The sequence below is a fragment of the Flavobacterium chilense genome (assembly GCF_001602525.1).
GTDB classification, from domain to species: domain Bacteria; phylum Bacteroidota; class Bacteroidia; order Flavobacteriales; family Flavobacteriaceae; genus Flavobacterium; species Flavobacterium chilense.
Window position 1 is genome coordinate 276487 of the sequence record NZ_LSYT01000002.1, and the last position, 12814, is coordinate 289300.

The 12814-nt window shown below is 31.4% G+C and carries 15 protein-coding genes and 1 pseudogene; 11 read left to right on the top strand and 5 right to left on the bottom strand.

Going from position 1 to position 12814, the window contains the following annotated elements:
* Positions 1 to 71: 71 nt before the first annotated feature.
* The 4 genes and pseudogenes from A4F88_RS06325 (at position 72) to A4F88_RS06335 (ending at position 3649) form a co-directional block, all read left to right on the top strand.
* Entirely contained in the window at positions 72 to 1382 is a 1311-nt protein-coding gene (locus A4F88_RS06325) for a phenylacetate--CoA ligase family protein (protein ID WP_068841709.1), read from the top strand.
* A 43-nt stretch (positions 1383 to 1425) separates the two neighbouring features.
* The gene (locus tag A4F88_RS06330) at positions 1426 to 1947 is read left to right on the top strand and encodes an ORF6N domain-containing protein (RefSeq protein WP_068841710.1); all 522 of its coding nucleotides are present in this window, start codon (positions 1426 to 1428) and stop codon (positions 1945 to 1947) included.
* Positions 1948 to 2174: 227 nt separating this feature from the next.
* Positions 2175 to 2402: pseudogene (locus tag A4F88_RS25135) on the top strand (UDP-N-acetylglucosamine 2-epimerase); the annotation flags it as partial.
* A 59-nt stretch (positions 2403 to 2461) separates the two neighbouring features.
* On the top strand, positions 2462 to 3649 hold the full coding sequence (locus tag A4F88_RS06335) for a glycosyltransferase family 4 protein (protein WP_068841711.1): 1188 nt from the start codon (positions 2462 to 2464) through the stop codon (positions 3647 to 3649).
* A 54-nt stretch (positions 3650 to 3703) separates the two neighbouring features.
* On the opposite strand, the gene A4F88_RS06340 is transcribed toward A4F88_RS06335, so the two are convergent.
* The 5 genes from A4F88_RS06340 to A4F88_RS06360 form a co-directional block, all read right to left on the bottom strand.
* On the bottom strand, positions 3704 to 4687 hold the full coding sequence (locus A4F88_RS06340) for a UDP-glucuronic acid decarboxylase family protein (RefSeq protein WP_068841712.1): 984 nt from the start codon (positions 4685 to 4687) through the stop codon (positions 3704 to 3706).
* Between the two features lie 125 nt (positions 4688 to 4812).
* A complete protein-coding gene (locus tag A4F88_RS06345) occupies positions 4813 to 6492 on the bottom strand; it encodes a DUF6909 family protein (protein ID WP_068841713.1) in 1680 nt (559 codons plus the stop codon).
* A gap of 126 nt (positions 6493 to 6618) precedes the next feature.
* Complete coding sequence (locus A4F88_RS06350) at positions 6619 to 6957, bottom strand: hypothetical protein (RefSeq protein ID WP_068841714.1); 339 nt, start codon at positions 6955 to 6957, stop codon at positions 6619 to 6621.
* Between the two features lie 17 nt (positions 6958 to 6974).
* Positions 6975 to 8459 (bottom strand): GH3 auxin-responsive promoter family protein, encoded by a 1485-nt coding sequence (locus A4F88_RS06355; protein ID WP_068841715.1) that lies wholly within the window; start codon positions 8457 to 8459, stop codon positions 6975 to 6977.
* An 11-nt stretch (positions 8460 to 8470) separates the two neighbouring features.
* Positions 8471 to 8974: a peptidase gene (locus A4F88_RS06360; RefSeq protein ID WP_068841716.1), complete on the bottom strand. Its 504-nt coding sequence runs from the start codon at positions 8972 to 8974 to the stop codon at positions 8471 to 8473.
* A 208-nt stretch (positions 8975 to 9182) separates the two neighbouring features.
* Between A4F88_RS06360 and A4F88_RS06365 the strand changes: the two genes are divergently transcribed.
* From A4F88_RS06365 to A4F88_RS06395, 7 genes are all read left to right on the top strand, one after another.
* Entirely contained in the window at positions 9183 to 9362 is a 180-nt protein-coding gene (locus A4F88_RS06365) for a Sec-independent protein translocase subunit TatA/TatB (RefSeq protein ID WP_068841718.1), read from the top strand.
* A 287-nt stretch (positions 9363 to 9649) separates the two neighbouring features.
* Positions 9650 to 10312 (top strand): hypothetical protein, encoded by a 663-nt coding sequence (locus tag A4F88_RS06370; RefSeq protein ID WP_068841720.1) that lies wholly within the window; start codon positions 9650 to 9652, stop codon positions 10310 to 10312.
* Positions 10313 to 10354: 42 nt separating this feature from the next.
* Positions 10355 to 10864 (top strand): phage tail protein, encoded by a 510-nt coding sequence (locus A4F88_RS06375; protein WP_068841722.1) that lies wholly within the window; start codon positions 10355 to 10357, stop codon positions 10862 to 10864.
* Positions 10865 to 10888: 24 nt separating this feature from the next.
* The gene (locus A4F88_RS06380) at positions 10889 to 11413 is read left to right on the top strand and encodes a phage tail protein (RefSeq protein WP_068841724.1); all 525 of its coding nucleotides are present in this window, start codon (positions 10889 to 10891) and stop codon (positions 11411 to 11413) included.
* A gap of 45 nt (positions 11414 to 11458) precedes the next feature.
* Positions 11459 to 11974: a phage tail protein gene (locus A4F88_RS06385; protein ID WP_209442819.1), complete on the top strand. Its 516-nt coding sequence runs from the start codon at positions 11459 to 11461 to the stop codon at positions 11972 to 11974.
* Between the two features lie 12 nt (positions 11975 to 11986).
* Positions 11987 to 12481 carry a GNAT family N-acetyltransferase gene (locus A4F88_RS06390; RefSeq protein ID WP_082815712.1) on the top strand — a complete coding sequence of 165 codons (495 nt, stop codon included), beginning with the start codon at positions 11987 to 11989 and terminating at the stop codon, positions 12479 to 12481.
* A gap of 26 nt (positions 12482 to 12507) precedes the next feature.
* Positions 12508 to 12807, top strand: coding sequence for a DUF6916 family protein (locus A4F88_RS06395; protein ID WP_068841730.1), 300 nt, complete (start codon positions 12508 to 12510; stop codon positions 12805 to 12807).
* Positions 12808 to 12814 lie beyond the last annotated feature (7 nt).

The window sequence follows — 12814 nt, forward strand, 5'->3', positions numbered from 1 at the left end:
TCTTAAAAAGTTGTTGATTCTTCTGTGTTAGTAATTTGATAATATTATTTTTGGTGAAAATTTATCCCTAAATGATTTCTCTTTTTGATCTTTCGCTTCAATTAAATGGTTTTCCGATAAAGAAAGCGAAAGCTGAATTGGATAAAATTGTGAATTTGTCTGAAGAAGAATACTCTCTTTTTCTTCAAAATAAAAAAGAAGAAATTGTTGATTTTCATCTCAAAAATAATTCTTTCTACAAAGAATTGGTTGGAAATAAAACGAATTTAAAATGGGAAGATTTACCGGTTTTAAACAAACAAAATTTACAAAAACCTCTTGAAGAAAGGATTTCAAAAGGCTATTCCAGAAAAAACATTTACCTCAACAAAACATCCGGATCCAGCGGAACTCCTTTTGTTTTTGCTAAAGATAAATATTCCCATGCTTTAACCTGGGCTTCAAATATCATGCGTTTTGGATGGTTCGAAATTGACTTTAACCATTCGTATCAGGCTCGTTTTTATGGTATTCCAATGGATTTTATTGGATATCACAAAGAGCGTTTTAAAGATTTTTTGAGTCGCCGGGTTCGATTCCCGGTGTTTGATTTATCAGATGATGTTTTGGAGAAATTTTTAAAAAAATTCAAAACTAAAAAATTCGATTACATTAACGGATATACAAGTTCTATCGTTTTATTCGCCAAATATTTAGAACATAAAAATATTGTCTTAAATGAAATTTGCCCAACCTTAAAAGCTTGTTTTGTTACTTCGGAAATGCTTTTTGAATCGGATAAAAAACTTTTAGAAAAGCAATTTGGAATTCCAATTATCAGCGAGTATGGTGCATCAGAGCTGGATTTAATTGCTTTTGAAAATCCCCAGGGTGAATGGCAGGTAAATACAGAAACGCTCTTTGTCGAAATTTTAGATGAAAACAATAATACTGTTCCACATGGAACGGAAGGAAAAATTGTGATTACTTCTTTATTTAACAAAGCAAATCCATTTATTCGATATGAAATTGGTGATATTGGAATTTTAGATGAAAATAGTACACCACAAAAACCAATATTAAAAAAACTAATTGGACGAACAAATGATATTGCAATTCTCCCAAGTGGAAAAAAATCACCTGGATTGACCTTTTATTATGTGACCAAAAGCATAATTGAAGATGACGGAAATGTAAAAGAATTTATCATCAAACAAATTCAATTAGATACTTTTGAAATTGAATATATTAGTGATTTTAAATTAGATAGCATTCAGATTCAAAAAATAGAAAAGGCAATTTCTTTGTATTTAGAACCCAATTTAAACTTTAGTTTTATCCGAAAATCAGTTTTAGAAAGAAGTAATAGAGGAAAATTAAAACAGTTTAAATCTTATATTTAATATAGATAAAATCTTATATTGTTTTTTTTTAAATTAAAACCTTATGCAAGATCAATCTTTACTTTCTGAAGAAACTATTTCAAATAAAATATATTTTATTCTCGGTCAAAAAGTGATGTTGGATAGCGATTTGGCATTTCTTTATGATGTTGAAACTAAAAGATTAAATGAACAAGTGAAACGGAATTTATCGCGTTTTCCTATAGATTTTATGTTTCAACTAACTAAAAAAGAGTTTGAAAACTTGAGGTCGCAATTTGCGACTTCAAGTTGGGGAGGAAGTAGAAAATTGCCATTTGCTTTCACTGAACATGGTATTTTAATGCTATCTAGTATCTTAAAAAGCGATAAAGCAATTCAAACCAATATCCAAATCATGCGTATTTTTACGAAAGTGAGGCAAATGCTTTTGGATACAACAGAAATTAAAGTGGATATACTTCAGATTCAAAAGAAGTTAGAAAATCATGACAAAAATATAGAATTGGTTTTCTCATATCTTGATGAGTTAACTGAGAAAAAAGAAAATGAAAGTGAAAGAGTAAAAATTGGTTATAAAAAATAATTCTTTGATTTTCAAAGGTCAAAAATTGTTACCTCAAGTTTTTTCAAGTTTCTGTTTGAATATTAATATAGTTGGAAATCACGAATTATGACTTCCAATTCTTACAAGATAAGTTTTGATACACTTTAAAATTCTTTTAAACTTTGAAGAAATTATTTCAATCGATTCAGATTCCAATTTAAACTTTACTTTTGCCAAGAGAATGTTTTTAAAAAGAATCCACTCAACTGAAAATCACTTTAATCGCTGGCGCAAGACCCAATTTTATAAAAATAGCGCCCATTATTAATGCTATAAAAAGCAAACAAAATGAAGGTTTTGATGTTTCATTTCGATTGGTTAATACAGGTCAGCATTATGATAAAAACCTAAGTGATACTTTCTTTGAAGAATTAAATATTCCGAAACCAAATATAAATCTCGAAGTTAAAAGTGGTTCTCAAGCAGAACAAACTGTTGTAAATTATGGTTGCTTTTGAGTAAGAGTTATTTCAATTTTATTGGATAAAAAATAATGAACAATATTTTAATTATCTCAAACTATTACCCGCCTGAAAAAGGCGCTGCTGCCAATAGAATTGAGCAACTGGCCTTGAAATTAGATCAAAATGGATATGAGGTTTCGGTGATTTCTCCACTTCCAAATTATCCAAAAGGAGAATTATTTCCAGAGTACAAGAGAAAGTTTTCGGTTACTGAAAAAGTTCAAAATATCACGCTAAAACGCCTTTGGATTTATCCCAGCAATAGTTCGAATATCTTCAAACGAATTGTTTCGACATTGTCATTCTCGACCACTTTATTTTTCTATTTATTGTTTGCTAAAACACCTAAAAAAGTTATTGTACAATCGCCACCACTATTGCTTTCTTTTATTTCGGTTTTTGTGCTTTGGCTGAAACGTAAAACCATTATTCTTAATGTATCGGATCTTTGGCCAACGGCTGCCATTGAGCTCGAAGTATTAAAGAAAAATAGTATTTCGCATAAAATCCTACTTTTTATTGAACGTTTTATTTATAAAAAAGCAACTCATATTTTTGGACAATCAAACGAAATCATAAAACATATTCATTCAATTTTTCCTGAGAAAAAATGCTTCTTGTATCGTAACTATCCGAATCATTTTGTTGAAGATTTTCTAGAAGAAAAAGAAACTTCTACAGAATCAATTAAATTGTTTTATGCCGGATTATTAGGCGTTGCACAAGGAGTTTTTGAACTTATTCAGCAATTGAATTTAGAGGATTTAAATGTTGAATTGCATATTTTTGGAGATGGCGCTGAGAAAACTCAAATTGTAAATTACCTCAACCAAAATCCGACTAAAAAGATAATCTTTCACGGAATGCTAGAACGCAATGTTTTGCATGAAACCTTGAAGAATTTAGATATTGCATTGGTTCCGCTTAAAACGAGAATCTATGGTTCTGTGCCTTCAAAAATATTCGAATATACTGCTTTAGGTTTTCCTGTTTTTTATTTTGGAGGAGGCGAAGGCGAAAATATCGTTGAAGAAAATAATTTGGGCTGGGTTGTTCTGGTAGAAAATTTCAAACAACTAAATACCACCTTAAATCAGATTTCTGAATTAGGAAAAGATGAAATTCAAAAGATGAAAAAAAATATTTTTCTTCATGCAAAAACTCATTTTAATCTGGATGCGCAAATGAAGGAACTAATTGAAAATAATGCGTTTTAGCAATTCTATAAAAAGAAAACGGGCAAATATCTAATTGAATATTTGCCCGTTTTTTTATTTGATGTAACTAGAAAAATCTTTATGCTCTTCTTTCGATAATTCTTCTTTAGAAAGTGATCTGAAATAATCGTAGGTAATTTTCATTCCTTCAGAACGGCTTACTTTTGCCTCCCACCCCAAGAGTTCTTTTGCTTTTGTAGTGTCTGGCTGGCGTTGTAAAGGATCATTTACCGGTAAAGGATGATAGACTACCTTTTGATTCGTTCCTGTTAATTTAATGATTTCTTCTGCAAAATCTTTAATGGTGATTTCGTCAGGATTTCCAATATTTACCGGATATACATAATCTGAATGTAATAGTCTGAAAATACCTTCTACCTGATCATCAACATAACAGAAAGAACGGGTTTGCATTCCGTCTCCAAAAATGGTTAAATCTTCTCCGCGTAAAGCCTGACCAATAAATGCCGGAATTACACGTCCGTCATTCAAACGCATTCTTGGTCCGTAAGTATTAAAAATACGAACGATTCTGGTTTCTACACCATGAAAAGTATGATATGCCATTGTGATGGATTCCTGAAAACGTTTTGCCTCGTCATAAACACCACGCGGACCAATTGTGTTTACGTTTCCATAATATTCTTCGGTTTGCGGATGAACTAATGGATCTCCATATACTTCAGATGTCGAAGCAATCAAAATTCTGGCTTTTTTAACTCTTGCTAATCCTAATAAATTATGTGTTCCCAAAGATCCAACTTTTAGTGTCTGAATTGGAATTTTTAAGTAATCTATCGGACTTGCAGGCGAAGCAAAATGTAATATATAATCTAAATCACCAGGAACATGAACAAATTTGGTGATATCATGATGATAAAACTCAAAATGCTCTAATTTGAATAAATGCTCAATGTTTTTAAGATCACCTGTTATCAAATTATCCATACCAATAACATAATATCCTTCTTTGATAAAACGATCGCATAAATGTGATCCTAAAAATCCTGCAGCTCCTGTAATAAGTATTCTTTTCATTATTTTTTTATATGTGTCAAATATATTGATTAAAAAATCTCTATCTCCTGACCATTAGAACTGATTTTTCTAAAAAATCAATTTTACTTTCTATGCTGAACTCCATTTAAGCCCACCAAATATTTTTATTTTACGTTGAAAATTTGTTCTAAAATTTTAATAGTAATCAAATAGGTTGGTTTTACTCCGGTTGTTCCTAATCCGCCTGAAGCCAGTGTACTTCCTGTTTCCAGTGGATTATCTGATGCATAATAAGCATAACGAACTTTAATATCGTGTGGCACACTTTTTCTAATTTTTGATGCGGACTGAATCGCTTTTTGGTAATAAGAACCTTCCATCTCCAGACCAATTACTCCCCAGGTTGATTCGTGGAAAAATTTCAACAAATCTCTGTTTTGTAATGATGTTCCTAAAACGGTAACCATTGCTCCTTCAAAAACAGCGATGTCGTTTCCTTCAAACATAGCACCTGTTAATTCATTTTCGAAGAAATAATTATCGGCTGTTCCTTCGTTTATATGTGCCGTTGGGATCATGATATCTCCTTTTCCGCCTTCCAGAATTCCTGCTTTTCCCATTATCGAAACTGATTTTACATTTAGTAACGTTTCTTTTTTATAGGGTTTCAATAGTTCATCAATAGTTTCATAAGCCTGCTCACCAAAAGCATAGTCCATTACGATAATAACTGGTGCTGTTTCTTCAACTTTTGCCTTTGGAAATCCGGTTTTTGCCCAGTCAATCTTGGCCGTATCAAAAATCTGAACATCGATGTTGGTTCCTGATGTATCCGGCAATGAAATCATTCCGTTTTTTAAAGCTAATTCTTCAACCTGGCTTCTAATTTCTTTAGCACCGGATTTACTTAACTCTTCATAGATGTAGAAATCTGATTTTTCTTTGAATTTTGTTTTCAACAATGGTGTTGCGAAAATAGAATTCATTACGCTATGCATATTGGCGCTTATAACGTGAATTGGACGTTTTAAAAGATTATTTGTCTTTAAAACTTCCTTGATGTTGGTTGCCCAAATTTCACCATGAATATGATGTCCTAAACGCTCTCTTAAAACAGGGCTAAAAGTTATTGTACGTTTGTTATTGTCTACAACTTCTTCGATTGCGAGTTTTCCTAACCAATAAATTACATGTAGAAAACGATCCGGAGCATCTTCAGATCCAAATGCTTCATAAATATCCAGAACTTCTTCAAAAGTTCGTCCTAAGATATTGGCAACATGCGAAATTGCTTTTTCTTTTTCGATCAAAGGCAATTTTTTAGTCTGCATTACGGCTTGCTCCAATTTCATCCAATCACGAGAAACTTCGCCCCCATCGTCTAATAAAACGCGGTTTTTAATTTTATGTGATTCTATAAAAATAAAAGTCAAATGTGTCAGGATATCATAAATGTCTGATCGCCCACGAGTGATTTCAACATTCATTTGTTCCTCATCGATTCTATAACAGTTTCTTCTTCTTTTTGGAGGAACAATAGCCTGAAAATGTGACTTAGAATATCCTTCATCTGAAGTTAAATTAATGAATCGGCATTGCTCGATTCCTATTGGTAAACGCTCTATAACGTACAAAAGTCCGTTGAGTTCTACTTTTTCTTCGCCTATATTTCCGTAAATTTCCGGACGTAATGCTAATAATGATTCACGTAAACTATCGCCTGAAACTCCCATTGGTTTATAAAAACCACGGTTGAATAAATGGCGCATTGTAATGTACATTTTTTCGATTGCCGCAGATGATTCCTGCGCTCTCGATCTTGATATATGTTTGGTTTCTTTCATGCTATTTTATTTTAAAATCTTCTGTTAAAGAAGATGTATTATATGTTTTTTTGTAAAACGAAATTAGGAATTAATATTTGAAAACTTTACAAAGACGCTCTGCCTTCTTAAAAAATAACCTTAATTTCATTTATAATCCTCAAAGTTGACTTCTATTTTTTGGAATTTTTGATTTTTCAGCAATAATAAATTTATTTTACTAATACATTCCTGATGATCTTCTGACATTATAAATACTAAATCCCAAATGTCTTTCGAAATAGAAAAAGAACCAATGTCTGAGGTAATTTCAAACAGATATTCATCATTCATCCAAAGCTCATTTACTTTTTCAAATTTTGGATTTATTTCTATTATTGTATTAAAAAAATCAGAGAAAAAATCTTCATTTTCAGCACCATTAAATATCTCGATTAACAGGTTTTGAGATTTATATCCCGGCCTTAAATGATATTTATACTTCATAAGTAAAGCTCATTTCTTTATTTCAAATTATCTGCAATATCTCTGTTATTTGAAAGTCTTGGAATTTTATTTTGTCCGCCTAATTTTCCTTGTGATTTCATATATTCCTGAAACCCATTTTTTGAAACTTTGGTTATAACCACTTTTCTTAACACATTTCCGGTAATTAAGTCGTCATAATAAATATTCTGTTTTCGCATCGAATTGTCTATTGCTTCTGCAAAAGTATCTATGTTGTCCGGTTCTTTTTCAAACTCAATAAACCATTCATGATAAGGTAATCCGTCTACTGGCGTAATTTGTGGAGCAACAGTAAATTCATTTATTACAATATGAGTTTCTGTTGTTGCTTCTTTCATTGCATTTTCGACTTCATTGGCTATTACGTGTTCTCCAAAAGCTGAAATATAATGTTTGATACGCCCCGAAACAATGACACGATGTGGGAATAAAGATGTAAACTGGACTGTATCACCAATATTATAGCTCCAAAGTCCGGCATTGGTAGAAACAATCAAAGCATAATTTACTCCGGTTTCTACTTCTCCAATGGTTAGTCTTTTTGGATTTTCGTTAAAAAAATCATCGGTTTTAATGAACTCGTAAAAAATACCTGAATTCAACAACAAAAGCATTCCTTTTTCTTTTTGGGAATCCTGATATGCAAAAAAACCTTCAGAAGCCGGAAAAAGCTCAATACTGTCTACTTTTTTACCAATCATTTGTTCAAACTTGGCGCGATACGGTTCGTAATTCACACCTCCGTAAATGAATAAATTAAAGTTTTTGAATATCTCGCTGATCTTTTTTCCGCCGCTTTTTTCCTGTAAACGCTCAAAATACATTTGTACCCAGGATGGAATTCCTGAAATCACAGACATATTTTCGTTGATTGTTTCACCAACAATAGCATTAACTTTGGTATCCCAATCTTCAATACAATTAGTTTCCCAAGATGGCATTCTGTTTTTTTGGAGATATTTAGGAACAAAATGTGCTACAATACCAGAAAGTCTTCCAAATTTTATTCCGTGTTTTTCCGTCAGGATTGGGCTTCCCTGTAAAAAAATCATTTTACCATTTACAAAGTCGGCATTTCCGGTTTCATGAATATAATGAAAGATCGCATTACGCGCTGCATTAACATGCGTTGGCATTGATTCTTTGGTTAACGGAATATATTTTGCTCCGGAAGTTGTTCCTGAAGTTTTCGCAAAATAAAGCGGTTTTCCTTTCCAAAGAATATTCTCTTCTCCTAACTTAACTTTTTCTATATAGGATTTTAAATCTTCATAATCCCTAACAGGAACATTTTTCTGAAAATCTCCGAATGTTTTTATACTTTCAAAATGATGATCTTTACCAAATTGAGTTTCTTTTGCGTTCTGAATCAAATTCTTAAAAACTTCCAATTGAGTTTCAACAGGTTTATTCGCCCAGGCAAGTGTTTGATTGTATATTTTTCGGGCAAATATTTTTGCCGCTAAAGACTTAATTGACATTGTTAGTGGTATTATTTCTTGTCACTTTTGTTTTTACTTGCTTTACTTTCACCTGATTCTTTTTCTATTTTGTCTACTTCTCCCCTAAGTTTCATTTCTTCTTCAGAGGCTTTCATATTAATATCAGAAGGTGCATTGGCTTCAGCTATAATAGAATCTTTGTTGAATTTGGCATATTCTAATTCGCCCTTTAAAACTTTCTGAATTCCTTTTATATAAGCTTCGTTTTTTTTCAGTGCTGTTTCTAAAGAATCTGATTTTATAGCTAACTCTGTTGCATTTTTTTTCAATTGCGAAGAAGAGTAACCTGGAATAAACTCGCGTAAAGGAGTAAAAGCGATAATAAAAGTGGTCACTAAAATCAGAAATATTCCCCCTAAAGTAAACGTTACAAATACATTCATTAAAGTAAGCCTAAATGAAAAAATCTCTTCAAAAGTATCTTCATTCAAAATTACCAATCGGTTTTTGATGAATAATTTTTTTCTAAAATTTCTTTTCTTTTTCTTAGTCATTTGCTTATTTCTACGAGCAAATATAGTAATTAATAGTATTGCTGATATCAGAGAAAAATGAGCAAAAACAGTATTTGAATCATTTTATAAAATATTTAACGTAGTCGTAAACAAATATTTTAATCCAAAAAGTCTTGTTGTACGTATATTCTATATACCTTTGCGGTGAAAATAAAAATCAATTTGCTTCGGCATTAAATATACAATCATGGGAAGATTAGGTCTTACAGAAATCCTTGTTATAGTAGGTATAGTAATATTACTTTTTGGTGGTAAAAAAATTCCAGAATTAATGAAAGGTTTAGGAAGCGGAATTAAGGAATTTAAAAACGCTGCTAAAGACGATCAACCTGCCCCTGCTAAAAAAGAAGAGGAAGAAACTAAATAAGTATTTATATCCTTATTATAAACCCCAAATTACAAATGTAATTTGGGGTTTTCTTTTTATATAAAAATATTTTTTAGGGTTCTTAAATTACAATTCTACTTTTTATCTCGTTTAAAAAATATCAGATTTTATATTGTTCGCTTTTTATATAAATTTTCTTAAAAAAAGCAAGAGAAAACGCAAGATTGTAAACATTATTGTACAATTTAACAAAAATTTATGCTTTTTTTAAAACTTGTTAATATTTTAACTACTTTTGATGTAATTCTTCACTAAAAGCAATGATTATGGCTGATTTAAACCGTAGAAATTTTATCAAAAACATTGGATTTGTTGGTGCAACAACTCTTTTTTGTAGTTCTCTCTTAGCACAAAATTCTTTCCCGGATTTTTTGTATTCACATAATGAAGAAGAGAATATTCTATCCAAATTTTCAAAATCAACTATTTCAGATTCTCTATTGTCAGATCAATCATTGTTAGATTGTTATAATAAATCAATTGTAAGCTGGGAAAAAAACGGATATAAACCTTCAGGAAATGTTTGTTATAGTTCTGATGATAATAACCTGAAAATGTTTCCAATGCATCTCCATGTAGATAATATAGGAAAACTAGATGATGTTTTGTTATGCTTTGGGAAAGATTCAAATGGAGAATGGAAATCTTTAAAATCATTATCCGGATTTGACATAGAAGCTATAACATTAGCAATGAATGAATTAAAAATGCATAATAATAATGTCAATTTATCTCATTATTTATTTCCTGCTCCTGTACAACAATTAGAACCTTATGGTTTCACTACTAAAAAAGGCAGTGTATTTTTAAAAACTACACTATCTCAAAATACTTCAATATTGATTATTATAAAGGAAGGAAATACTATAGTTTATAAAAAAGAATTGCTTTCTAAGCATAGCTTAATTACTAATTCTGTTTTAGTTTAACAGGTCAATTTCAAAAGAATAAAATAATAAAATAGTCTCATCATGGCAGAACCTTTTTTATCAGAAACACGAATAATGTCCTTTAACTTTGCTCCTAAAGGATGGGCAATGTGCAATGGACAATTATTACCTATCAATCAAAACCAGGCTTTATTTTCATTGTTAGGAACTACTTTTGGCGGCGATGGAAGAGTAAATTTTGCACTGCCGGATTTACGAGGAAGAGCTCCTATTCATTTTGGAAATGGTCATACATTGGGAGAGAAAGCAGGAGAAAAATCGCATACTGTATCTATTAATGAATTGCCCACACATAAACACTTTCTTAAAGGTACAACAGAAGCCGTGAGTACTAATATTCCAGCGACAGGAGTTGTATTGGCGGAAACTGCTCCAAACCAGGTTTATAATGGTTCGGGTCAAAACTTAGTTGCTATGAATCCTGCATCTGTTAGTAATATTGGCGGTAGTCAGCCTCATTTAAATATGCAACCGTATTTAGTTCTGAATTTTTGCATTGCATTACAAGGAATTTTTCCTTCTCAAAATTAATTTATAACGTTAAAAAGTTAAACCATGGCGCAACCTTACGTTGGTGAAATTAGAATGTTTGCAGGAAATTTTGCTCCTGCCGGATGGATGTTTTGTGAAGGACAATTACTCCCTATTTCAGAGTATGAAACATTATTTCAATTAATTGGAACTACTTATGGTGGTGACGGAGAAAGTACTTTTTCATTACCAGATTTACGTGGTCGTGTACCCATTCATAATGGTACTGCCAGTTATGATGGTACTAATTACAGTATAGGCGAAACTGGAGGTGTCGAAGATGTAACTCTTACCATAAATCAAATACCTTCTCATTCACATTCTTTATTAGCAACAACTGATTTGGCGAGTACTGCAAATCCTTCTGAAGCTTATTTGAGCAACACTGCTACAGGAAATAAAATATATTCGGCAGCAACACCTACAATAGCATTAAATAATGCTGTAATAACTCCTGATGGAGGCAGTCAGCCGCATACTAATTTTCAACCTTATTTGTGCGTGGATTTTATTATTTCATTATTTGGAATATTTCCATCTCAAACATAACTACTATATCGTTCATTAATTTATATACGAAAAAAATAAAACATTATGGATCCATTTGTAGCTGAAATACGCATTTTCCCATTTAACTTTCCTCCCAAAGGCTGGGCATTTTGTAATGGGCAACTTTTGCCTCTTTCTCAAAACACAGCTCTTTTTTCGTTGTTAGGCACAACGTATGGTGGTGACGGTAGATCGAATTTTGCCCTACCAGATTTACAAGGCAGAACACCTATGCATCCTGGTCAGGGCCCGGGATTATCATTACACGATTTAGGGGAATCTTCAGGTACTGAAACAGTTACTTTAATCGATTCAGAAATTCCGGCTCATAATCATAATTTAATGGTAACTAGTCTAAATTCTCAATCTACAAATCCATCAAATACCAGTTTAGGTCGTGGGAATCCTGTAAAGGTATATCTGAACAGTAACCCTACAACCAATATGGGTCTTAATGCAATTGCACCAACTGGTGGTAATTTGCCTCATAATAATATGATGCCTTATATGACAATGAATTTTTGTATTGCACTTCAGGGAGTTTTTCCACCAAGAACTTAATTAATTATTTTGTTGGATTTAGAAGTAAAAGATATTAGTCTTCGTGACATACAAGATAGTGATTTAGCTGTTTTATGTAAAATATATGGCAGCACCCGAACTGAAGAATTAGAAAAAGGAACTAATTGGAGCGATGAACAAAAAAATATTTTTATTGAACATCAATTTTCGGCTCAGCATGAATATTATCAAAAAAATTATATTGGTGCAAAATTTTATATAATTGAAAAAGATAATGTTACAATTGGCAGATTGTATATTGATTTCTTTTTTGAAAAAAAAGGAATACGAATTATAGACATTACTTTATTACCGGATTGGCGTGATAAAAATATTGGAAGTTCAATTTTGAAAGAAATTTTAGAAAAGGCAGCCAAAGAGAAACTCAAAGTAACTATTCATGTAGAAAGTTTTAATCCTGCCATGAATTTATATAAAAAATTAGGCTTTATAAAAATTAGCGAAACTAATGGTATATACCATTTAATGGAGTGGAGTCCTAATTGAATTTCATAAAATAAAAAATATAATGTATGGATATAGCTTTACTTACTTTAGATGATTTTAATGCATTCTTAAACAAAGTCTTTACAATTAAGATTTCTGATGAAATTCAGCTTGATGCAGAATTAATCGAACTTACTAAGCTGAATAATTATTCACCCTTAGAAAGGAATCCTTTTTCAATAACTTTCCGTACAGAACAAAAAAACGAATATTACGAACAGGGTATTTTTACCATTGTACATCCTCAAAAAGGCAATTTAGAACTGTTTCTTTCTCCTCTGGGTTTTGATAATGTAGGGATGAAATATGAAGCCATATTTTCTTAATTCTGTT

Coding starts and splice junctions, on each gene's coding strand:
- A4F88_RS06385 (WP_209442819.1), top strand. CDS start 11,459: ATGGATCCATTTGTAGCTGAAATACGCATTTTCCCATTTAACTTTCCT.
- A4F88_RS06395 (WP_068841730.1), top strand. CDS start 12,508: ATGGATATAGCTTTACTTACTTTAGATGATTTTAATGCATTCTTAAAC.
- A4F88_RS06370 (WP_068841720.1), top strand. CDS start 9,650: ATGGCTGATTTAAACCGTAGAAATTTTATCAAAAACATTGGATTTGTT.
- A4F88_RS06330 (WP_068841710.1), top strand. CDS start 1,426: ATGCAAGATCAATCTTTACTTTCTGAAGAAACTATTTCAAATAAAATA.
- A4F88_RS06335 (WP_068841711.1), top strand. CDS start 2,462: ATGAACAATATTTTAATTATCTCAAACTATTACCCGCCTGAAAAAGGC.
- A4F88_RS06380 (WP_068841724.1), top strand. CDS start 10,889: ATGGCGCAACCTTACGTTGGTGAAATTAGAATGTTTGCAGGAAATTTT.
- A4F88_RS06365 (WP_068841718.1), top strand. CDS start 9,183: ATGGGAAGATTAGGTCTTACAGAAATCCTTGTTATAGTAGGTATAGTA.
- A4F88_RS06340 (WP_068841712.1), bottom strand. CDS start 4,687: ATGAAAAGAATACTTATTACAGGAGCTGCAGGATTTTTAGGATCACAT.
- A4F88_RS06355 (WP_068841715.1), bottom strand. CDS start 8,459: ATGTCAATTAAGTCTTTAGCGGCAAAAATATTTGCCCGAAAAATATAC.
- A4F88_RS06360 (WP_068841716.1), bottom strand. CDS start 8,974: ATGACTAAGAAAAAGAAAAGAAATTTTAGAAAAAAATTATTCATCAAA.
- A4F88_RS06325 (WP_068841709.1), top strand. CDS start 72: ATGATTTCTCTTTTTGATCTTTCGCTTCAATTAAATGGTTTTCCGATA.
- A4F88_RS06345 (WP_068841713.1), bottom strand. CDS start 6,492: ATGAAAGAAACCAAACATATATCAAGATCGAGAGCGCAGGAATCATCT.
- A4F88_RS06350 (WP_068841714.1), bottom strand. CDS start 6,957: ATGAAGTATAAATATCATTTAAGGCCGGGATATAAATCTCAAAACCTG.
- A4F88_RS06375 (WP_068841722.1), top strand. CDS start 10,355: ATGGCAGAACCTTTTTTATCAGAAACACGAATAATGTCCTTTAACTTT.